The following is a 20065-nucleotide window of genomic DNA, read 5'->3' on the forward strand; positions in this document are numbered from 1 at the left end:
AATCCAATCTATGGCAGCCCTGAAAAACGATGTGAAAGCCTTCATCGTTCAGGCTTTGGCGTGCTTTGACACTCCGACGCAAGTCTCACAAGCGGTGAAGCAAGAATTCGATGTTGATGTAACCCGCCAGCAGGTCGAGCAGCACGACCCAACCAAGCGCGCCGGTGTGAACCTGGCTGCTAAGTGGCAGACCCTGTTCCACGATACCCGGAAACGATTCCGAGAAGAGACAGCTGATATCCCAATCGCCAACCGAGCCTTCCGCCTCCGCGCCATGAACCGTTTCGTGGAGAAGGCCGAGACGATGAAGAACATCGGTCTGGCCATGCAGATCCTCGAACAGGCCGCGAAGGAAACCGGCGACATTTATGTGAACCGAGCCCGGAAGGAAGAGGCCGGCGACGAACCGGTGATCCCGACCCGCATCCAGGTCGACGTAGTGGATGCGAGGAAGCCGAATGCCGAGCCTTAACGTTCCGCAGTCGCAGTTCCTCCTGTTGCCCCACAAGTTTCGAGCATTTGTTGCTGGCTTCGGCTCTGGGAAGACCTGGGTCGGATGCTCGGCCCTGAGTAAGCACTTCATGGAGTGGCCCGGCGTCAACGCTGGTTACTTCGCACCGACCTACCCGCAGATCCGGGACATCTTCTATCCGACCATGGATGAGGTGGCCTACGACTGGGGGCTGAAGACCAAGATCAACCAGGCGAACCACGAGGTTCACATCTACAGCGGCCGCCAGTGTCGCGGCACAGTGATCTGTCGATCGATGGAAAAGCCGCAGACTATCGTCGGTTTCAAGATCGGACATGCCCTGGTGGATGAGCTAGACGTGCTGACGGCCATCAAGGCGCAGCAGGCTTGGCGCAAGATCATTGCCCGGATGCGTTACAACCTGCCTGGGCTGAAGAACGGGGTGGACGTCACTACGACACCGGAAGGCTTCAAGTTCGTCTTCCTGCAGTTCGTGAAGCAGTTGCGCGACAAACCTTCGCTCAAGGAGATGTATGGCCTGGTGCAAGCCAGCACGTTCGACAACGAGCTGAACCTGCCGGATGACTACATCGCATCCCTGATGGAGTCGTATCCGCCACAGCTGATCATGGCGTACCTCAAGGGCCAGTTCGTCAACTTGACGTCGGGCACGATCTACACGGCCTACGACCGAAAGCTCAACGGATGCTTCGACACTGTGCAGCCCGGCGAGCCGTTGTTCATCGGTATGGACTTCAACGTCGGCAAGATGGCGGCCATCACCCATGTCAAACGCGACCAGGGGTTGCCCAGGGCTGTGGATGAGTTGATCGACGGCTACGACACGCCCGACATGATCCGGCGCATCAAAGAGCGCTACTGGCAGCACGACGGCAACGACTTCAAGAAGACCTGCGAAATCAGGATCTACCCGGATGCCTCGGGTGATTCGCGCAAGTCCGTGAACGCCAGTATCACCGACCTGGCCATGCTCAAGCAGGCTGGGTTCGCCGTCATCGCTCCAGCGGCAAACCCGCCGGTGAAGGACCGAATCAACGCTATGAACGCCGTCTTCTGCAATGCGCAGGGCGAGCGCCGCTACCTGATCAACTCGCTCACCTGCCCAACCTACGCCGATGGCCTGGAGCAGCAGGTGTGGGGTGCGAACGGGGAGCCTGACAAGACCGCCGGCATCGATCACGCGAACGACGCTGGCGGCTACTTCATCCATCGCGAGTACCCGATTATCAAACCGGTCACCGCTATCAAAATGGGGTTCGCCCGCTAATGGCAGACGTCACATACACCCGCCCGGAATACGACGCGGCAAAGTCCCGTTGGCGGCTGGTGCGCGACGTGTGTAAGGGCTCCGAGACGGTAAAGGGTCGCGGCGATGTTTACCTGCCCAGGCCCAACAAGCACGATACTAGCCCGGAAAATCTTGAGCGGTACAACTCGTACAGGCAGCGGGCAGTGTTCTACAACGCCACCGGGCGTACGAAGCACAGCCTGGTCGGTGCCGTGTTCCGCACCTGGCCAACCCTAACTGTCCCCGGCGCACTCGATTATGTGTCCACTGACATCGACGGGCAGGGCGTGAGCGTCTATCAGCAGTCGCAATCGGTCATCGGGCACCTGCTCGAAGTCGGCCGGCATGGCCTGCTGGTGGACTACGCCGCTGTTCGGGGTGGCACGGTGAGCAAGGCGGACGAGCAGGCGGGCCGCGCGCGGGCGAGTGTTGCGAGCTACCCGGCTGAATCCATCAGGAACTGGAAGACTCGCAAGGTCGGTGGCCAGCACCTGCTGAGCTTGGTGGTTCTGCAGGAGTCCGTGGACATCGACACCGATGACGGCTTCGGTAGCGAAAAGGTTACGCAATATCGCGTGCTGCGCCTGGATGACACTGGAGTTTATACCCAGGAGGTGTGGGAAGAGGGCAAAAGTCAGACGGCTATGATCATTCCGCCCTTCACCCCGCTGAACGGCCTGGGCCAGCCTTGGCGGATCATCCCGTTTCACTTTCTCGGCAGCGAGAACAACGACACCAGCATTGACGACGCACCGCTGTACGACATGGCGGTGCTGAACATCGGCCATTACTGCAACAGCGCGGATTACGAAGACTCGGTCTGGTTCTCTGGGCAGCCTCAGTTCTGGATCTCTGGTCTGGACGAAGCCTGGCGCGACCACCTTGAGGCCAACGGCATCTACGTTGGCTCCAGGGCACCGCTGACGCTCCCTGCCAACGGATCGTGCGGGTTTGCTCAGCCTGAGCCGAATACGCTTGTGAAAGAGGCCATGGACGCCAAGAAGCAGGACATGGTGTCCCTCGGCGCCCGGCTGATCGAACGCGGTAGCGCGGTGAAGACCGCGACCCAGGCCGACAACGACAGCGCCGCTGAACACAGCGTTCTCTCCCTGGTGGTGAGCAACGTCAGCGAGGCCTACAGCCAGTGCCTGGAATGGATGGCTGAGTTCGTGAACGCCCCCGGCGAGGTGGTCTACAAGCTTAACCAGGACTTCAGTCAAATTACCCTGGACGCCACGATCCTGGCGGCGCTGTTCAATGCGGTGCAAGGCGGCAAGCTGCCCGAGGGCGACTTCTGGCAGTACCTGCGCGATCGCGGAGTGATCAACCCAGAAAAAACAGACGACGAAATCCGGGGCGAACTGGAAGCGCAAAGCACTGGGCCTGACCTGGATGACGACGAGGCGAACCTAAATGGCGGCAAACCAAGCAATCCTTGACGCCACCATCCGGCACGCCGTCTTCCTGGAGCAGCTCAAGTCGGGGGAGGTCGCTAAGTTCGCGCCGTTCCTCAAGGAGATCGACCGCTCGATCCGCGATCGGCTGACCCGGGCCGATCTGACGGATTACACCGTCGCTCGGCTTGAGCGGCTGCTGAGCGAGGTCGACAGCCTGCTGCTGGGCATCTTCGACCGGTATAGCGAGAAGCTGAACCTTGATCTGGTGGATATCGCCAATTACGAGGCCGAGTTTGAAGCGACCAGCCTGACCCGGGCGGCCCCGGTTGGGGTTTCGTTCGACGCTGCGGTGCCAGGTGCGGCGGCAATCAGGGCGGCAATCCTCACCAATCCACTCAGCGTGCGCGGCGCTGATGGCGGGAAGCTGCTCAAGTCATTCATTGATGGCTTCACCGCCACCGAGCGGCAGCGCCTCACAGGCGCGATCAGGCAGGGCTTCTTCGAGGGCCAGACGAACTTCCAGATCATCAAGAATATTCGCGGTACCAAGGCGCTCCAGTACAACGACGGCATCCTGGCCACGACCAACCGCAACGCCGGCGCCATCGTGCGGACGGCGGTGCAGCACGTGGCCACCCAGGCGCGCATGGAGACGCTGAAGGAAAACAGCGACGTCGTGCAGTCAGTGGAGTGGGTCAGCACCCTGGATTCGAAGACCACCAACCAATGCCGGACGCTGGATAAACGCAGGTTCAAGCTTACTGAGGGGCCGAGGCCGCCGATCCACATCAACTGCCGCTCGACGGTGGTGGCGGTGACGAGGTTTAGCGCTTTGTTCGCCAAGGACGCCACGCGTGCCTCTATCGGCGACAGCGGTGCCCAGCAGGTGAGGGCAGACCTCAGCTACTATGACTGGCTCAAGCAGCAGCCGGCGGCGTTCCAAGACAAGGCTATCGGTCCGGTTCGGGCGAAGTTATTCCGCGAAGGTGGTTTGAGCGTCGAGCGTTTTGCCGAACTGCAGCTTGATCGAAACTTTGCACCGCTGACGCTTGTGCAGATGAAGGCGCTTGAGCCTCTGGCATTCGAACGTGCGGGTTTGATAGATTAATAAGCCTTCCGTTCAATATGAAGTCAATCATGATTTACAGCCTGAGAGTCTCCGAAAAATATGAGGTTGAAATCTGTATTTACTTTTTCCAATGCGCAATTGACGCAAATAATTGGCCGGCAGCTTTAGATCAATTGGCAATGCTTGGCGGGATTGTTCAGAAAGCAATTGCCGCCGGAAGACTGGATAATGATGCCAAGGAAATTATTTTATTTGTTGCTACATTTCCTGATCTCCTCCAGAAAGCCAAGGTGCTTTGGGAAGGGCTGGATGACTTAGTTATCAAGGCTGACGGACAGAAACCGTATGGGGCTCGTGTTGCTGAAGTTATACGAATGAGCTACATCAAATAACAGATGAAAAAGACAGACCCGCTTCGGCGGGTTTTTTTATGCCCGCAGGCAGGGCCTGCACCTAAGTCTCTGGGAGACAATCAATGCTGAAATTCCAACTGGATACCCTGGAAGGGGTAGATGAAGCCGTGCGCGCTCTTTACACCGAGAAGGACGGCAAGTTCGTACTCGGCATTGAAGGTCTGCCGCAACAAGAAGATGTAACCGGCCTGAAGGCCAAGGTTGATGAGCTGCTCGGCGAGAAGAAAGCCTCCGAGAAAGCTCGCAAGGACGCCGAAGAGCAGGCCCGACTGGAGCGTGAAGAAGCCGCTCGCAAGTCGGGCAACGTCGAAGAGCTTGAAAAGTCCTGGTCTGAAAAGTACAGCCGCCGTGAAGCTGAGCTGAACGGCCTGCTGGAGCAGGAGCGTGGAACGCTGAGCACTCAGATCCGGGACCTGACCGTCGGCCGTACCGCGACTGATATCGCGTCTGCCCTGGCAATTCCTGGCAGTGCAGAGGCTCTGTTGCCCCACATTGAGCGTCGCTTGAGTGTCGAGCAGCGCGACGGGAAGCCTGTAGTTGTCGTGCTCGACAAACAGGGCAAGCTCTCGGCGTCTTCTCTGGAAGAGTTGAAAGCAGAGTTTGCAAACAACACGGCCTTCGCGCCGTTGATCGCGGGTAGCAAGGCATCTGGCGGCGGGGCTGCTGGTGCTGGAAATGGCGGTGGGGCCGCATTGAAACGTTCTGAAATGACGCCAGTGGCCAAGCGTGAATACATCACTGCTCACGGCCAGGACGCGTACTTGAAATTGCCCAAATAATGGAGTGACTCATGGCGACTACCGTCAACTCGGACATGATCGTTTACAACGATCTTGCTCAAACCGCCTACCTGGAGCGTATCCAGGATGTTATCGATATCTTCAACGCTTCCTCGAACGGCGCACTCATTCTCGACAACGAACTGATCGAGGGTGATCTGCGTAAGCGCGCCTTCTACAAACTCGGTGGCTCGATTGCCCACCGGGATGTGAATTCGGTGGCCACGGTTGCAGGTCAGAAAATCGGCTCCGGCGAAATGGTCGGCGTAAAGGTGCCGTTCAAATACGGCCCATACGAAACCACTGAAGAGGCCTTCAAACGTCGCGCACGTTCGCCGGAGGAGTTCTCCGAACTGGTTGGCCAGGACTACGCAGATGCGGTGCTCGAGGGCTACATCCAGTACGCCATGGCAGCGCTGAAGGCGTCCATCGGCGCTAACCCCAACATGGTGGCGAAGGCCAGCTTTGCCGTCGATGGCAAGAAGGCCCTGACCAAGGGCATGCGTAAGTTCGGTGATCGCTTCGGGCGGATCGCGTTGTGGACCATGGATTCGGCCACCTACTTCGATATGGTCGACCAAGCCATCACTGAGAAAGTTTACGAAGAAGCTGGCGTGGTCATCTATGGCGGTCAGCCGGGAACCATGGGTAAGCCGGTTCTGGTTTCGGACACCATCCCAGCGGAAACCATCTTCGGCCTGCAGGCCGGTGCGATCAAGATTACCGAATCCCAGGCACCTGGCTTCCGTTCGTACAACATCGACAACCAAGAAAACTTGGCGATGGGCTTCCGTGCGGAGGGCACCTTTAACCTGGACCTGCTGGGCTACAGCTGGAAGGACTCCACCGGTGGTGTGAATCCGAACCTGGCTTCGATCGGTGCCGGGGCCAACTGGAGCAAGTACGCGACGAGCGACAAGGTCACCGCTGGCGTGTTGATCGATCTGTCGGCGCCGTAATCGGCTTATTCACAGCGGGCGTCCTGTATGGGTCGCCCTGGAGGTTTCATGGAACTCGTTTACTCCGCTCAAACTACAGACTTCGATCCAGAAAAACGCTATCGCAACCCTGCACACTTCGACCGTGCGGAGGCAGGCGTAACTCACGTTCTGGTGATGGGCGAATGGCCGAAAGTAGTCGAGGCTTACGAGGCAGTGGGAATCGAGGTCTCGGTGACGAAGTCTTTGGCTGTCGAGCTGGTTTATTCGAACGATGCCATCATTGCCGACCTGGAACAGGAAAACGACAACCTTCGCGGCGAGCGCGACGGCATCTTGCGACTAGTTGAAGCTGTTGAAGGTCTTTCCCCGCTAGAGCATCCGAGAGCCGGCGAGCTGCCGATCCGATTGTTCAATGCACTGGATTCCGTGCACGGGCTCGTTACCTCGGTGACGAAAGAGCGCGACGATCTGGCGGGTGAGGCTGAATTACTCCGTGCTGAAGTCGTACACCTCAAGGCAATGGCCGATCAGCCGGTCGACAACGTCGAGAAGATCGCAGGTCTCAAGGCGCAGCTCGATGCGGCCAGCGTGCAATATCGGGCGAATGCCTCGGTAGAATCGCTGGAAAAGGCGGTTGCGGAACTGCCAAAGGCGTAATAATCCGGGTACCCGTTCACCGGCGCCCGAATCAAACCACTAAGCGAGTTGACGCATGACACTCATCATCGAGGACGGCTCCGGCAAGCCTGACGCCGAAAGCTACGCATCTGCCGAAGACTTGGCCATGTACGCCGTGAAGTTCGGCGTGGTCATCCCAGAGGAAGTGCCAGTACAGGAAGCGCTGCTGCGTCGTGCCGCCCTGGCGATGGATGGCATGACCTGGAGAGGTCGCAAGACCAGCAGCGAGCAGGCCTTGTCCTGGCCGCGCCGGGAAGTGCTGCTGGATCATGAGATCAAGCCGAACAACTACCTTCCGGCGCGGATCCAGTATGGGCAAATGGCCCTGGCCGCTGAGATTCATCAGGACGATATTGACCCAGTTGAGAAGCGCAAAGGCGCTGTCTTGCTGGATCGTGTTGAGGGGGCCGTGACGCGGCAGTACGCGGCCATCCCAAACACCAGCAATCGGCTGCTGCCGGCGGCGCCAGACCGGCCAAGTGCAACGCAGCTTGCGGATTATCTGTTGAAACGCGGTCTTTTTGCAGTCAGAGCTTGATCAGATATTAGATACGTCGTGGCACCACCAATTGTAGAAAAGGTGTTGCGGAGCTAGTTCATCTGCACTTCCTATCAGTACGACTAGGTGGATTGCTGCCTCATAGTTGACGTGAAGGCTTTCCTCGTTAGAAAAGGGGCAGCAGCGATACTGTGCCCTGGAGACGTAAGGCTGAAGGGCCGTTTTTTCAAAGGTATCCTGAATCGCCAACATTAACTCATAGCGATAAAAACGCTTCAGATCCGTGCGACATGAGATGTAGTTCTGCAAGGCACCGAAGATCAGTGCAGCTCGCTGCTGGTTGTTCATGAATCCCTTCCTTGGATGAGACTGTTTATGGGTTTCTACGACAGTATGGCCTTAACGGCACTAGCTATGATCACGGAATTCGGTCAGCCCGTGACCATCAGCAAGACTGAGCCGGGCGAGTACGAACCCGAGACGGGAGGCGAGGCGCTAGGCGGAACCGTCGAGCAAACGGCCCAAGGCATCCTGCTCGACTTCACCGGCCAAGAATTCCAAAACAACAGCCTCATTCGCCAGGGCGACAAGAAGCTCAAGATCGCCGCGCAGGGATTGGCCTGGGCGCCCGACCTACTCGACAAGGTGATCGCCCAGGGTCGCACCTGGTCAATCGTTCCGCCGCTGAAAGAGATCAACCCCGCCGGCACGCCGATCCTGTATGAGCTGCAGGTGCGGTCATGAGTCGGGCGGGTGCAGGACAATCCGGCAGTTTCGCCCTGAGCCTGGCCGAGTTCGCCGCTCAGACAAGTGAGGCCATTGACGCCAGTGTGCGCGAGATCATCATCGAGATCGGCAGTAGCATTATTCGCATATCGCCCGTGGGTAACCCTGAGATATGGGCTGCCAACGTTGCTCATCGCGAGGCCAACTCCCGCGCTGCCGATGACTACGACTTCAAAGTCGCTGTACGCAATACGCTCATCAACCTGAACGAATCGAATTTCACGAAGGCGGGCAGCCTCAAGCGCGGCGTGAAATATGCCAAACCGCTAACGAAGACCGAGCGCGACCAGAACTTCAGCGTGAATGGCTTGGTGGCTGGCCGGGACTATGTTGGCGGCCGCTTTCGGGCGAACTGGAATTTCTCCATCGGCTCTGTCGACAACAGCTTCCGTATTCACCCAGACCCGACAGGAACCGAGGCAACCGCAAGGCTTGTGGCGGGCGCTATTGAGTTCAAGGCCGGGCAGACAGCTTTCATCGTCAACAACTTGCCCTACGCGATCCCGCTGGAGTTCGGTCATTCGACCCAGGCCCCCGGCGGCATGGTCCGGGTAACCGTGGCTCGCTTTCAGCAGATCGTGCTGGAGGCCATCAGGAACAACCAGGTATGAGTCACGCAATCATCGCCTCAATCTACGAGGCAAAGCTCATCGCCTGGAACGCTGCCAGGGTGGAGAAGCTGAAGATCGTTTTCGAGAACACCGCCTACACCCCGGCGACTGGCGAAACGTACCTGCGGGCTTTCACGATCCAGGGTGACACTGCGAGCAACACGCTCGGCGGTGATCACCGGCTGTACACCGGCGTGTTTCAAGTGAGCATTATCGCGCCGGCGGGCACCGGCAAGACCAAAACAAACCCGATTGCGGCGGAGTTGACCGAGATGTTTCCGCTTTATGTGCGGGATACGAAAGACGGCGTCGTCGTTACACCAATGACACCAGTTGACCAGGGCCCCGGCATTACTGGCGACTCAACCTACACCGTCCCGCTGTCGTTTTCATACAGGTCCGACACCACGCCATAACCCGCCCGTTGGGCAAATCCTGAACCCGCCCTGTGCGGGTTTTGTCATTTCTGCAAAGAGGAAACCCCATGTCTGTTTACTTCCCCAACGGGGCAACACTGGCAATCTCCACCGGCTTCGCAGCTGCGAAAAGTATCACAAGCATTACAAACGCAAATCCAGGCGTGGCTACGGCCCTTGCGAACGGTTTCGCGAACGGTGACATTTTGCTGGTCACTTCTGGCTGGGAAGACATCAACGAGCGCGCCGTGCGTGTCGCTGCCGCTGCTGCTGGCGCCTTCACTCTGGAAGGTATCGATACCTCCAACACGTCGTTCTTCCCGGACGGCATCAGTGCAGGCACTGCCAAAAAGGTTACTGGCTGGGTTGCAGTGAACCAGGTGATCGGCAACTCGATGTCCGGCGGTGAGCAGCAGTACTGGACCTATGCGCCGCTTGAGGCGCGCCGCGACAAGCAGATTCCAACCACCAAGAGCGCTCAGGCGTTCTCATTCCAACTCGCTGACGACGACAGCCTGGCCTGGTACGAAGAGCTGGATAAGGCCGACCGCGAGAAAGAAGTACGGATCTTGCGTATGTCCTTGCCCAACGGCAAGACGATCTACTACGCCGGCTACGCGTCTTTCAACAAAAGCCCGACCCTGGTGCGTAACGAAGGTGCCGCCGTAGCGTTTGGCTTCACCATCAATGCAGAGATCACCGCGTATCGCGCATCAGCTGTTGCTGGCGGCGGGGCTTAATCATGGCGAAATTCAAGATTGCCCAATCGCCGACGTTTCTCGGGGCAGTGATGATTCCGGTAGTTGGCCAGGATCCGGTGAAGGTTGAGTTCACTTTCAAGTATCGAAACCGGATCGAGCTGGCTGCGTTGTTCGATGAATGGAATCAGCGGCGTAATGATGGTGCTGAGCGTTTTGGTGAAAAGCCGACGGTGTCGGAAATTGTTGCCGCTGATACCGAGAATCAGATGCAGCAGATTAAGGATCTGGTCGTCGGGTGGGAGTTCGACGACAAGTTCGATGACGAGAGCATCAAGGCGCTTGTGACCTCGTGTCACGGAACAACCGAGGCTGTGGTGGACGCTTACCAATCGGCTTTTGCTAAGGCTCGCACGGGAAACTGATCCGCGCCGCCCGCGCCCTGTATGAGCCTCCCCCTGATGCGGAGCAACTCGCCGCATTTGGCTGGGATGCAGGGGACATGGAAGAGGAGTTTGAGGTTTGGCCGTGTCTTTGGCCGGCATTCTTCTTATTCAACCGCATGTCGACTCAGTGGCGTGCAGGCGCCGGCGGCGCGATCGGCCTCGACTACACATGCATTCGCGACGTGGCCGGCTTCCTCGGAATCAAGAAAAAGAAACTCGCTGAAATCTTCCCGGACCTCCAGGTGCTGGAAGGCGAAGCCCTGCGCGTTATGGCGGAGGAAAGAGAAAACCGTCCGTAGCCACGGGCGCCTATTCAAGGTGAGTCGATGAATATTGCAGAGCTCGGCGTCAAGATCGACTCGGCCGATGCAATCCAGGCAAAAACGAGCCTGGATGAAATGGCGAAGGCCGGTGGCCGTGCCGAGCAGTCAGCCGTTTCGCTGATGAACGAAATGCAGGCGCTGGAGAAATCGCTGTCCACCGGTGCCAAAACTACCCAGGACCTGGCCAGGCAGCGTGAAGCACTCGCGAAGCTGACGAAGACCGGGGCCTATGGTGAGGCTGAGGCGGCGAAGATCTCCGCGCAGCTCGATAAGCAGCAGGTTGCGCTGGCTAAATCTGCGATGGATGAGCAGAAAGCGCTGAATAGCCTGCTGGGGGCGATTGACCCGGCCCGCGGCGCGCTTGCCAAGCTGGACACACAGGTCGAGCAACTGGGCAAACACCTGGACGCCGGCCGCATCAGCCAGGATCAGTACAACACCGCCCTGAGCAAGATCGACAAGGACTACGCCAAGCTCGAAAAGACCACCACCGGCTTCGACAAGCTGCGCCTCGGTACCCGCCAGGCGCAGGAAAACGTCGTGCAGTTGGGCAATGCGCTTTCCTCTGGTGACTGGGGAAGTGGCGTGCGTGCGGTTGCTCAGTTGGGCGCCGGGGCTGGAGCAGGCGCTGCCGGGCTGCTCGCCATCCTGGGGCCACTGGCTCTAGCCACCGCAGCAGTGGGCGGCCTGGCGGTTGCCTACTACAAGGGCAGCGAAGAGCAGGACAAATACAACAAGTCGCTGATCCTCACCGGCAACTACGCGGGAGTGAGCGCTGGCCAGCTGGGGGATATGGCGCGCCAGGTGAGCGCAACGGTCGGTACCACTGGCCAAGCCGCAGCCGTGCTGGCGCTGCTGGCTGACAACGGCAAGATCGCCGGGGACAGCTTCACCGGCATCACCCAGGCCGCCGTGTCGATGCAGGAAGCCACCGGCAAGGCCGTGAGCGAGACTGTCGCCGAGTTCTCCAAGCTGGCAGACGACCCGGTAAAGGCCTCTGCTGCGCTGAACGAGCAGTACCACTACCTGACGGCCTCGGTTTACTCGCAGATTGCCGCACTGGAGCAGCAGGGCGATCACGCCGGAGCTGTGAAGCTGGCCACCGATTCGTACGCCGATGCAATCAACGAGCGCACCCCCAAGATCCTGGAAAACCTGAGCTTCTGGGAGCGGGCGTATAACGCAGTTGCCAAGGCGGCAGATGGACTGAAAAACGCCGGACGTCGTGACATTAATTCGGACATTGAGGACGCGAAGGCCGGATTGCTCGAAGCCCAGAATATGGATGGGTTGTTTCAAAACCAAAAGTCAAAGGATGCCCTGATTGAGTTCCGGCAGAATCGCCTGAACATGCTTGAAGACGAAAAGGCGGCCCAGGCCGATATCGCCAAGTGGGAGGGCGAGCAGGCCAAGGCACAAGGCGATGCTGTTTCGTCGATGGCCAAGATCGATGCCCTGACCAAGTCGTCGTGGACGAACGAACAGAAGCGCACCGAGGCGATCAAGGAATACAGGCGGCAACTCGACGATATCCGCAAGGTTGACCCGAAAGACTCGCGGCTCGATCAATCGGAAGTCGACAAAAACATCTCCAACATCAACGACAAGTTCAAGGACCCGAAGGCGGCTGCAAGTCAGGTTGACCTGACCGGTTTCAACAACGCCAAGAACAACCTGGCGGCCATCGTTGATGAGTACAAAAACACCCAGAAGCAACTGGACGCGGCAGAGAAGGCTGGGCTGATTTCTCAGTCCGAATACGCACTGAAGCGCGAAGCCCTGATCGGCAACCAGCGCGACGAGGTGACCGCAGCCTACGAGGCTGAGATTGCTGCGCTGGAGGCCGTCAAAGGCAAGAAATCCACGACTGCTGCCCAGAGCATCCAGCTGGACCAGAAGATAGCTGACGCGCGCGCAGGGATGGTCAAGGCGCAGAAGGAGGCCGACAGCCAGCTTGAGGTGTTGGCCACCAACGAGACCGGGCGCCTGGCCAAGCAGGAGCGGGCGATCACCACCTACGTGCAGGCCCTGGCTCAGCAGCAGCGAGCGCTGGAACTTGCTGGCCAACGCGCAGTACTCGGTGTGGGGCAGGGTGACCGCCAGAACGCACTCAACGGCGAGCTGAACAGCCAGCAAGACCGGTTTGCTCAGCAGTCGCTGGAGTTGGCCAACCAGAAATCCGACCCATCGCGCAACATGTCGGAAGAGGAGTTCAAGAGGAAGTCGCAGGCGCTTGCCGATGCGAATAAGGCCGCTACGGACCAGATCCGGCAGAATTATGCGGACGTGGAGAGTGCTCAGGGCGATTGGACCAAGGGTGCGACAGCTGCCTGGGACAACTACCTGGACTCAGCGCAGAACATCGCCGGTCAGACAAAAAGCCTGTTCAGTAACGCCTTCAGCTCCATGGAGGACTCGATCTTCAACTTCGCCATGACTGGGAAGCTTTCCTTTGCGGACTTCACCAAATCGATTTTGGCGGACATGGCGCGGATTGCGACCAGGCAGGCGAGTTCTGCTCTGCTCGGCAGCCTGGTTGGAGCAGCGGCCAGCTATTTCGGCGGCAGCGCTGGTGGCGGTAACGGATTGGCTGCCGGCTCTGCTGGCGCAGCTTCGTCGAATCTTGGCGCATCTCAAGCTGGTTACACCGGGGCATACGCTCAAGCCAAGGGCGGGGCCTGGTCGGGCGGTGTGCAGATGTTCGCCGACGGCGGTGCCTTCACCAACTCAATCGTCAGCAAACCAACTGCGTTCGGCATGGCCGGCGGCAAGACGGGGATCATGGGCGAGGCGGGTGATGAGGCAATCATGCCGCTCACCCGAACAGCCAACGGCAAGTTAGGCGTTTCTGCGGTTGGAGGCGGCGGTGGCGGGGTAAACCTCAGCCTCAGCATGCCGATCATTCTGACGGACCAGGAGGCCGGCCGCCCAGACGGGGCCGAGTTCGACGCCGAACTGTTCCAGCGCAACATGGAGTCGCGCACCCGGCAAATCGCAACTGAAGAGATCGCCAAGTCTTGGCGCCAAGGCGGCGTGAGTAGCCGAAACGTAAAAGGATGATTTATGGCAATTGAGCGATTCACCTGGGCCACTGAAAAAGGCGTAGAGGGGGACATCAAGCAGCGCGTACGCACGAAGCAGTTTGCCGACGGCTACGCGCAGTCGACCGAGGACGGGATCAACAACAAATCCCAGTCCTGGCCGGTCACCTTCACCGGCATGAAGGGCCGGATCAAGGACATCACGGACTTCATCGACCGGCACAAGGGTGCAAAGGGCTTCCTCTGGGAGCCGCCCCTGGGCGATCTTGGCCTCTATAAGTGCAACGGCTACAAGCCCGTGCACCGTGGCGGCCAGGTCTACGCGATCACCGCGACCTTCGAACAAACCTTCCACCCCTGAGGTAACCGCCCATGGCGCTGATTACGGACGTCCAGAAACTGGAGCCCGGTGGAGAGATTCGCCTGTTTGAAATTGACGGGACCGAATATGGCGCGGATTACCTTCGTTTCCACGGTCACGCCATTCCGCACACACCGGAAGAGTTGATTGCGTATGAGCATTCAGAACAGGATCTGCCGGCGAAGTCGATCTGGTGGCAGGGCGAGGAGTACGCTGCCTGGCCGGTGCAGATCGAAGGCATCTCCTCGAGTAGCGACGGCACAGCTTCTCGGCCGACGTTCGCCGCCGGCAACATCAACGGCCGCGTCACGGCGCTGTGCCTCGCATTCGAAGACCTTCTGAAGTTCAAGCTGACGGTTCGCGAAACCCTCGCCCAGTACCTTGATGCGGCGAATTTCCCCGAGGGCAACCCAACTGCCGACCCGACCCAGGAGGCGCTGGAAATCTGGTACATCGACCAGAAAACCAGTGAAGACGGCGAGGCTGTGGTCTGGGAGCTGTCTTCCCCGGGCGAGATCGACAACCACGGGCTTCCCGGACGGCAAATGACAACCTTTTGCCACTGGGCCATGACCGGTGGATACCGCGGACCTGACTGCAACTACACCGGTGCGGCAATGTTCGATGACGAAGATAACCCTACGGACGACCCGTCGAAGGACCAGTGCAAGGGCTGCCTGTCGTCCTGCAAATTGCGCTTCGGAGAGAACAACGAGTTGTCCTTCGGCGGCTTTCCTGCCGTATCCCTGATCGCACGGAGCTGACCATGCGAAAGCACATCATTGCAGCCATCCAGGCGCACGCGGCGGCGGAGTATCCGCGCGAGTGCTGCGGTCTGGTCTTGGCTGAAGGTCGCAAGCAGATCTACGTCCCTTGCACCAACACTGCGAGCGAGCCTGCTGAAGAATTCCGCATCGCGCCCGAGCAGTACGCCGAGGCCGAAGATCAGGGCCAGGTGATCGGCATCGTGCACTCACACCCGGACGCCACCAGCAGACCCTCGCCGCGCGACTTGGCCATGTGCGAAGCCACGGCTTTGCCCTGGCACATTTTGTCGTGGCCGGAGGGGGACATGCGCACGATCACACCGACGGGGGCAACGCCGCTGCTGGCCCGGCCATTTGTACATGGCGCCTGGGATTGCTGGCAGGTCTGTGCCGATTGGTACAAGCGCGAGTGGGGGCTGGAGTTCCCGGCCTATGCCCGGGAGGAAGGATGGTGGGAGCAGGCGGACGGCCCGAGTCTTTATGAGCAGGCCTACGAGGCTGCCGGTTTCTACCAGGTGAGCCAGCCTCAGCGCGGTGACATGATCGTCATGGCTGTCGGGCGCACCGCGCACCCGAACCACGCTGGCATCTATCTTGGCGTCGAGGCCAAATTGGCGGAGGAGCATGCCCAGGTCTTCGGTCCTGGCCCCTTCATGCTGCACCACCTGCTGGGCAGGCCATCAGAAATCATTGTGTTCGGCGGCCCCTGGCTCGACCGGACGCGCCTTGTGTTGCGTCATCGGGACGCGAAATGAAGCGGCCATGCCGCAGGAGAAATGATGAAAATCAAGAAAGCGCTTTTGCCGAGCGGAAAGGTTGTAATGTGCGGAATAGATATGGGTGGCGGCAGACGAGTGTCTGCCGCACAGCCCGTTACTTCAGGCAGTCTTGAACCATCGAAATTGCATCGGTGTAAAGGCGCTGATTGCCGTTCTCGATGTGAATGCGCTTGATCTCTTCAAGCTCGTTTTGCAGGGCGCTTCGGTCAAAATTTGGCTGATTATTGAGCGTAGTCACAACCGCCATGAGGGTGTTCTGCAGGGCAGTCCCTACGGAATTCAGGGCTTGCTCAAGCTCTACCACTCGCTGATCTAGTGTTTTCAAGTAGACCTCCTAGGTCATCAATGCCCCAGTCCATGGGCTTTCCGGCAACGGACTGGGGCAGTTCGTTGGAGGTGCAACGCTACTATGGCGGAATGATGGCGTGGTACTGGCTTTCCATCCACGCTGGATGCCCGGACAGGCTTCTTTCGAGTAGTTATTAGGTCTGTTCGATCTTGTGATGGCGCAGTGCTAGAGTGCGCTACAAATCACAGGAGTTGAAAGATGGTGCGCACGGTAGCTGTTTTGATGGGTTTCGCTTTTTTGGCTGGCTGCGCTAACACGCAGGAGGTTGACGCTTGGCGATCGGAGGCCCAGCGAACGACGCCCGTATGCACAAGCGAAAATCAGTGCCAGGTGATGTGGTCTGCAGCGCGCAGCTGGGTTTTGAGTCATGCCGGGACGAAAATTCAAAACTACGGTACTGATTATTTCGACACATACAATCCGATACCGAACAGCCCCTCACTGGCCGCGCAGGTTTCCAAGGACGCCCTGGGCTCTGGCAAGCACAAGATCAGCGCAAAGCTATGGTGCGATAATATGTTCGGCTGCCAGCCCAATGCATGGCAGGCGCTTTTAGACTTCAACCGGACGGTGAATCAGGCGGGCTCCGGTCAGTGACCGATTCGAAAAGGAGTACAGAATGCGGATTTTGATAGCGGCGGTAGCGGTGGCGATGCTGGCGGGATGTGCCTCATCGGCGATCTCGGTGCGGGATGCGAAGCCGGTTCCGTCGGACGAGGTCTATGCCTTCCAGACTAAACCGGCTGGAGAGAGCGGAAAAATCACCGTGGTACGCGACTCCGGCGCTGCCGGCTCTGGTTGCGACATTGTTGTTTATGTCGACGGCCGCAGAGCTGCAAAAATCGGTACTGGTCAGCGAGCTACATTCTACCTTCCGCCGGGATCGCCAAATCTCGGCGCTGGCCTGGCGGGCTCAGGCTTGTGCGCAGGCGCCGCAATTCGAACCATCGCGGCTACGGTGCAGTCGGGCAAGGAAAGCCTTTACCGTATCAGCGGCGACATGGCTGGGTTCTACATAGGGCCATATGTCGATTACAACTGAATCAAGAAAACCTTGAAGCCGCCTCCGGGCGGTTTTTTATTGCTCCGGAGAAAGTGATGCAGACATCAGCGATCAACTACCAACCCATGACGACGATTCGCCTGCACGGGCAACTCCGACAGTTCGGAAAGTCCTTCAGGCTCGCTGTGAAATCGCCGGCTGAGGCGATCAAAGCACTATGCGTGCAAATCCCTGGATTCGAGCGGTTTCTTTCGAATGCCAAGTCACGCGGCCTTGAGTTCGCGGTGTTTCGCGATAAGCGCAATATCGGGGAGAAGGAGCTGAGCTACAACGGTGCCGGAGATATCCGCATCGCGCCGGTGGTCGTAGGCAGCAAGCGCGGCGGTATTCTTCAAACCATTGTCGGTGCGATCTTGATTGTTGTGGGTGTTATTTTCTCTGCAACGCCTTTCGGCACTCCGCTCATAGGCGCGGGCATTGGCCTTGTCGCCGGCGGCGTAATCCAAATGCTCAGCCCCCAGGCAGGCGGCCTCAAGACCAGCGCCGCGCCAGAGAACACCCCCGGCTACGCCTTCGGCAGCGCCAAGAACACCACGGCCTCGGGCAACCCGGTGCCGCTCTGCATTGGCGAGCGGCGCTGGGGCGGGGCGATTATCAGCGCCGCCATCTACGCCGAAGACCAGATGTAGAAAATCCCCGCACCACCGCAGCCGCCAAGAGGCGGTTTTTTTATTGCCTGGAGAAAAGCATGGGCGCAGCACGCAAGATTGACATCCACGGCGCCAAGGGCGGCGAAGACAAACCAAAAACGCCAACGGAAGCCCCGGACAGTCTGCGCTCGGTCGCTATTGCCAAGATGCTCATCGCTATCGGTGAGGGTGAATTCGAAGGCACGCCTACGGCGCGCGACATTTATCTCGACAATACCCCACTGCAAGACCCCCAAGGCAACATGAACTTCCCGAACGTAAAGTGGGAGTGGCGCACCGGGGCGGTGGATCAGACCTATATCCAGGGGATCCCGTCGGTCGAGAACGAAACCACAATCAGCACTGAGCTGCGCAGCGGCACGCCATGGGTCCGGGCGATCAGCAACACCCAGCTTTCCGCCGTGCGCGTGCGCTTCGCCTGGCCGGCGCTCCAGTCAGTGGATGCCGGCGGCAACATCAACGGGTACCGGATCGAGTACAAGGTTGAACTGGCAACCGACGGCGGCGCTTACCGGCAGGTGCTGAGCGAAGCTGTCGACGGCAAGACCACCAGCGTGTACGAGCGCACCCGCCGCATCGATTTGCCGAAGGCTACTTCTGGCTGGCTGATGCGCATCACGCGCCTGACGATCAACCAGAACAACAACAAAATCTCCGACACGATGCAGATCGCCGGCTTCACGGAGGTGATTGACGCGAAAATTCCCTACCGCAATACGGCTCTGCTCTACATCGAGTTTTCAGCCGAACAATTCCGCAGCATCCCAGCAGTTACCGTCGCCTGCAAGGCGCGTAAATGGCAGGTCCCAAGCAACTACGATCCAATTTCGCGCACATACAGTGGTATCTGGGATGGGACGTTGAAGGAGGCTTACACCAACAACCCCACCTGGGCTACCTACGGCATTACCACCAACGACCGCTTTGGCCTTGGCCGCCGCATCAAGCCGTGGATGGTCGATAAGTGGGAGCTGTACCGCATCTCGCAGTACTGCGACCAGTTGGTGCCGGATGGGAAGGGCGGCATGGAGCCGCGCTTCATCTGCAACTTGAATCTGCAGAGCAAGGCCGATGCCTGGTCCTTGCTGCGCGACATCTCGGCGATATACCGGGGCATGACTTACTGGGCTCAGGGCCAGGTGTTCACCCTGTCGGATATGCCGCGGGCCACTGACTTCGATTTCGCCTATACCCGGGCGAACGTCATTGACGGAAAGTTCACCTACTCCAGCGCGTCGGAGCGCACGCGCTACACCCGGGCGCTGATCAGCTACGACAACTCGGCGAACAACTACGATACCGATGTAACAGCCGTTACGGACGCCAAGCTGCAGCGCCGCTACGGCGACAATCCTCTGGAGATCAGCGCTATAGGATGCACTCGTGAGTCGGAGGCCCAGCGCCGCGGCAAGTGGGCACTACTGACCAACTCCAAGGACCGGGCTGTTACCTTCAGGGTCGGTCTCGACGGGCGTATTCCGCTGCCTGGCTACGTGATCCCGGTTGCTGACGAACTGCTGGCTGGTCGTCCAGTTGGCGGGCGCATCTCGGCGGTGAATGGCAGGCTCATCACCCTTGACCGCGACACCCAGGCCAAGCCTGGCGACCGGCTCATTCTCAACCTGCCCGACGGCAAGTGCGAGGGGCGTACAGTGCAGTTGGTCAGCGGCCGGCAGGTCACGGTGACCGTTTCCTACTCCGTGGCGCCCGAGCGTGAACTGGTGTGGGCGCTCGATGCTAACGACCTAGCTATTCCTTTGTACCGGGTAGTGAGCGTGGCGAGGCCAGAGCCAGGCGTGTTCGAAATCTCGGCCGTGCAGTACGACCCGAGCAAGTTCGCTCACATCGATACAGGCGCTCGACTGGAAGAACGCCCGATCAGCGTGATCCCGATCACTGCGGTGCCGCCACCGGCCAGCGTCACACTCACCTCGGCCTACGCGATCTCGCAAGGTATAGCCGTAAGCACCATGACAATCGCTTGGCCGTCCGTGAATGGCGCTGTGGCTTACGATGTGGAGTGGCGCAAGGACAATGGCAACTGGATCAAGCTGCAGCGCACCGGGGCGACCTCAGTCGATGTAACTGGGATCTATGCGGGCGCATATCTGGCCCGCGCTCGAGCGGTCAGTGCCTTCGACATCTCGTCGACCTGGAAAAGCTCGAACCTCACGGAGCTCAGAGGCAAGGAGGGGCTGCCGCCAGCAGTCACCCACCT

25 protein-coding genes are annotated in these 20065 nt (G+C 59.1%); 23 read left to right on the top strand and 2 right to left on the bottom strand.

What is annotated here, in order from left to right; all coding sequences use genetic code 11:
* Positions 1 to 10: 10 nt before the first annotated feature.
* From M5G11_RS11085 to M5G11_RS11125, 9 genes are all read left to right on the top strand, one after another.
* Complete coding sequence (locus M5G11_RS11085) at positions 11 to 472, top strand: DUF2280 domain-containing protein (RefSeq protein WP_273911281.1); 462 nt, start codon at positions 11 to 13, stop codon at positions 470 to 472.
* The gene (locus tag M5G11_RS11090; RefSeq protein ID WP_273911282.1) at positions 459 to 1760 is read left to right on the top strand and encodes a terminase large subunit domain-containing protein; all 1302 of its coding nucleotides are present in this window, start codon (positions 459 to 461) and stop codon (positions 1758 to 1760) included. The genes M5G11_RS11085 and M5G11_RS11090 overlap by 14 nt, the downstream gene beginning before the upstream one ends.
* Positions 1760 to 3220, top strand: coding sequence for a DUF4055 domain-containing protein (locus M5G11_RS11095; protein ID WP_273911283.1), 1461 nt, complete (start codon positions 1760 to 1762; stop codon positions 3218 to 3220). Before M5G11_RS11090 ends, M5G11_RS11095 begins: the two co-directional genes overlap by 1 nt.
* A complete protein-coding gene (locus M5G11_RS11100) occupies positions 3195 to 4286 on the top strand; it encodes a minor capsid protein (protein WP_273911284.1) in 1092 nt (363 codons plus the stop codon). The genes M5G11_RS11095 and M5G11_RS11100 overlap by 26 nt, the downstream gene beginning before the upstream one ends.
* A 29-nt stretch (positions 4287 to 4315) precedes the next feature.
* Positions 4316 to 4639 carry a hypothetical protein gene (locus tag M5G11_RS11105; RefSeq protein ID WP_273911285.1) on the top strand — a complete coding sequence of 108 codons (324 nt, stop codon included), beginning with the start codon at positions 4316 to 4318 and terminating at the stop codon, positions 4637 to 4639.
* Positions 4640 to 4722: 83 nt separating this feature from the next.
* Positions 4723 to 5439: a hypothetical protein gene (locus M5G11_RS11110; protein ID WP_273911286.1), complete on the top strand. Its 717-nt coding sequence runs from the start codon at positions 4723 to 4725 to the stop codon at positions 5437 to 5439.
* Between the two features lie 11 nt (positions 5440 to 5450).
* Positions 5451 to 6398 (top strand): major capsid protein, encoded by a 948-nt coding sequence (locus tag M5G11_RS11115; protein WP_273911287.1) that lies wholly within the window; start codon positions 5451 to 5453, stop codon positions 6396 to 6398.
* Positions 6399 to 6446: 48 nt separating this feature from the next.
* The gene (locus M5G11_RS11120) at positions 6447 to 7037 is read left to right on the top strand and encodes a hypothetical protein (RefSeq protein ID WP_273911288.1); all 591 of its coding nucleotides are present in this window, start codon (positions 6447 to 6449) and stop codon (positions 7035 to 7037) included.
* 55 nt (positions 7038 to 7092) lie between these two features.
* Entirely contained in the window at positions 7093 to 7596 is a 504-nt protein-coding gene (locus M5G11_RS11125; protein ID WP_273911289.1) for a DnaT-like ssDNA-binding protein, read from the top strand.
* Here M5G11_RS11125 and M5G11_RS11130 read toward each other — a convergent pair whose 3' ends face one another.
* The gene (locus M5G11_RS11130; RefSeq protein ID WP_273911290.1) at positions 7597 to 7905 is read right to left on the bottom strand and encodes a hypothetical protein; all 309 of its coding nucleotides are present in this window, start codon (positions 7903 to 7905) and stop codon (positions 7597 to 7599) included.
* Between the two features lie 27 nt (positions 7906 to 7932).
* Between M5G11_RS11130 and M5G11_RS11135 the strand changes: the two genes are divergently transcribed.
* The 10 genes from M5G11_RS11135 to M5G11_RS11180 all read left to right on the top strand — a co-directional run bounded on the left by M5G11_RS11135 (position 7933) and on the right by M5G11_RS11180 (position 15761).
* Positions 7933 to 8301 (top strand): hypothetical protein, encoded by a 369-nt coding sequence (locus M5G11_RS11135; protein ID WP_273911291.1) that lies wholly within the window; start codon positions 7933 to 7935, stop codon positions 8299 to 8301.
* Entirely contained in the window at positions 8298 to 8954 is a 657-nt protein-coding gene (locus tag M5G11_RS11140) for a hypothetical protein (RefSeq protein WP_273911292.1), read from the top strand. Before M5G11_RS11135 ends, M5G11_RS11140 begins: the two co-directional genes overlap by 4 nt.
* Positions 8951 to 9370 carry a phage tail terminator-like protein gene (locus M5G11_RS11145; protein ID WP_273911293.1) on the top strand — a complete coding sequence of 140 codons (420 nt, stop codon included), beginning with the start codon at positions 8951 to 8953 and terminating at the stop codon, positions 9368 to 9370. The genes M5G11_RS11140 and M5G11_RS11145 overlap by 4 nt, the downstream gene beginning before the upstream one ends.
* Before the next feature lie 68 nt (positions 9371 to 9438).
* Positions 9439 to 10110: a phage tail protein gene (locus M5G11_RS11150; protein WP_273911294.1), complete on the top strand. Its 672-nt coding sequence runs from the start codon at positions 9439 to 9441 to the stop codon at positions 10108 to 10110.
* 2 nt (positions 10111 to 10112) lie between these two features.
* Positions 10113 to 10493 carry a phage tail assembly chaperone gene (locus tag M5G11_RS11155; protein WP_273911295.1) on the top strand — a complete coding sequence of 127 codons (381 nt, stop codon included), beginning with the start codon at positions 10113 to 10115 and terminating at the stop codon, positions 10491 to 10493.
* A gap of 77 nt (positions 10494 to 10570) precedes the next feature.
* Positions 10571 to 10813: a DUF1799 domain-containing protein gene (locus M5G11_RS11160; protein ID WP_273911296.1), complete on the top strand. Its 243-nt coding sequence runs from the start codon at positions 10571 to 10573 to the stop codon at positions 10811 to 10813.
* 27 nt (positions 10814 to 10840) lie between these two features.
* On the top strand, positions 10841 to 13897 hold the full coding sequence (locus tag M5G11_RS11165; protein WP_273911297.1) for a phage tail tape measure protein: 3057 nt from the start codon (positions 10841 to 10843) through the stop codon (positions 13895 to 13897).
* A gap of 3 nt (positions 13898 to 13900) precedes the next feature.
* A complete protein-coding gene (locus M5G11_RS11170; RefSeq protein WP_273911298.1) occupies positions 13901 to 14239 on the top strand; it encodes a phage tail protein in 339 nt (112 codons plus the stop codon).
* 11 nt (positions 14240 to 14250) lie between these two features.
* The gene (locus tag M5G11_RS11175; RefSeq protein ID WP_273911299.1) at positions 14251 to 15003 is read left to right on the top strand and encodes a phage minor tail protein L; all 753 of its coding nucleotides are present in this window, start codon (positions 14251 to 14253) and stop codon (positions 15001 to 15003) included.
* Between the two features lie 2 nt (positions 15004 to 15005).
* Positions 15006 to 15761, top strand: coding sequence for a C40 family peptidase (locus M5G11_RS11180; protein ID WP_273911300.1), 756 nt, complete (start codon positions 15006 to 15008; stop codon positions 15759 to 15761).
* Between the two features lie 118 nt (positions 15762 to 15879).
* Here M5G11_RS11180 and M5G11_RS11185 read toward each other — a convergent pair whose 3' ends face one another.
* On the bottom strand, positions 15880 to 16110 hold the full coding sequence (locus tag M5G11_RS11185) for a hypothetical protein (RefSeq protein ID WP_273911301.1): 231 nt from the start codon (positions 16108 to 16110) through the stop codon (positions 15880 to 15882).
* A gap of 222 nt (positions 16111 to 16332) precedes the next feature.
* On the opposite strand from M5G11_RS11185, the gene M5G11_RS11190 reads away from it, so the two are divergent.
* The 4 genes from M5G11_RS11190 to M5G11_RS11205 all read left to right on the top strand — a co-directional run.
* On the top strand, positions 16333 to 16731 hold the full coding sequence (locus M5G11_RS11190; protein WP_273911302.1) for a hypothetical protein: 399 nt from the start codon (positions 16333 to 16335) through the stop codon (positions 16729 to 16731).
* A gap of 22 nt (positions 16732 to 16753) precedes the next feature.
* Positions 16754 to 17176, top strand: coding sequence for a hypothetical protein (locus tag M5G11_RS11195; RefSeq protein WP_273911303.1), 423 nt, complete (start codon positions 16754 to 16756; stop codon positions 17174 to 17176).
* A 56-nt stretch (positions 17177 to 17232) separates the two neighbouring features.
* A complete protein-coding gene (locus M5G11_RS11200; RefSeq protein ID WP_273911304.1) occupies positions 17233 to 17826 on the top strand; it encodes a tail assembly protein in 594 nt (197 codons plus the stop codon).
* 59 nt (positions 17827 to 17885) lie between these two features.
* On the top strand, positions 17886 to 20065 hold a 2180-nt coding region (locus M5G11_RS11205), incomplete at its 3' end, for a TipJ family phage tail tip protein (protein ID WP_273911305.1).

The sequence above is a fragment of the Pseudomonas fontis genome (assembly GCF_028656955.1).
GTDB classification, from domain to species: Bacteria; Pseudomonadota; Gammaproteobacteria; order Pseudomonadales; family Pseudomonadaceae; genus Aquipseudomonas; species Aquipseudomonas fontis.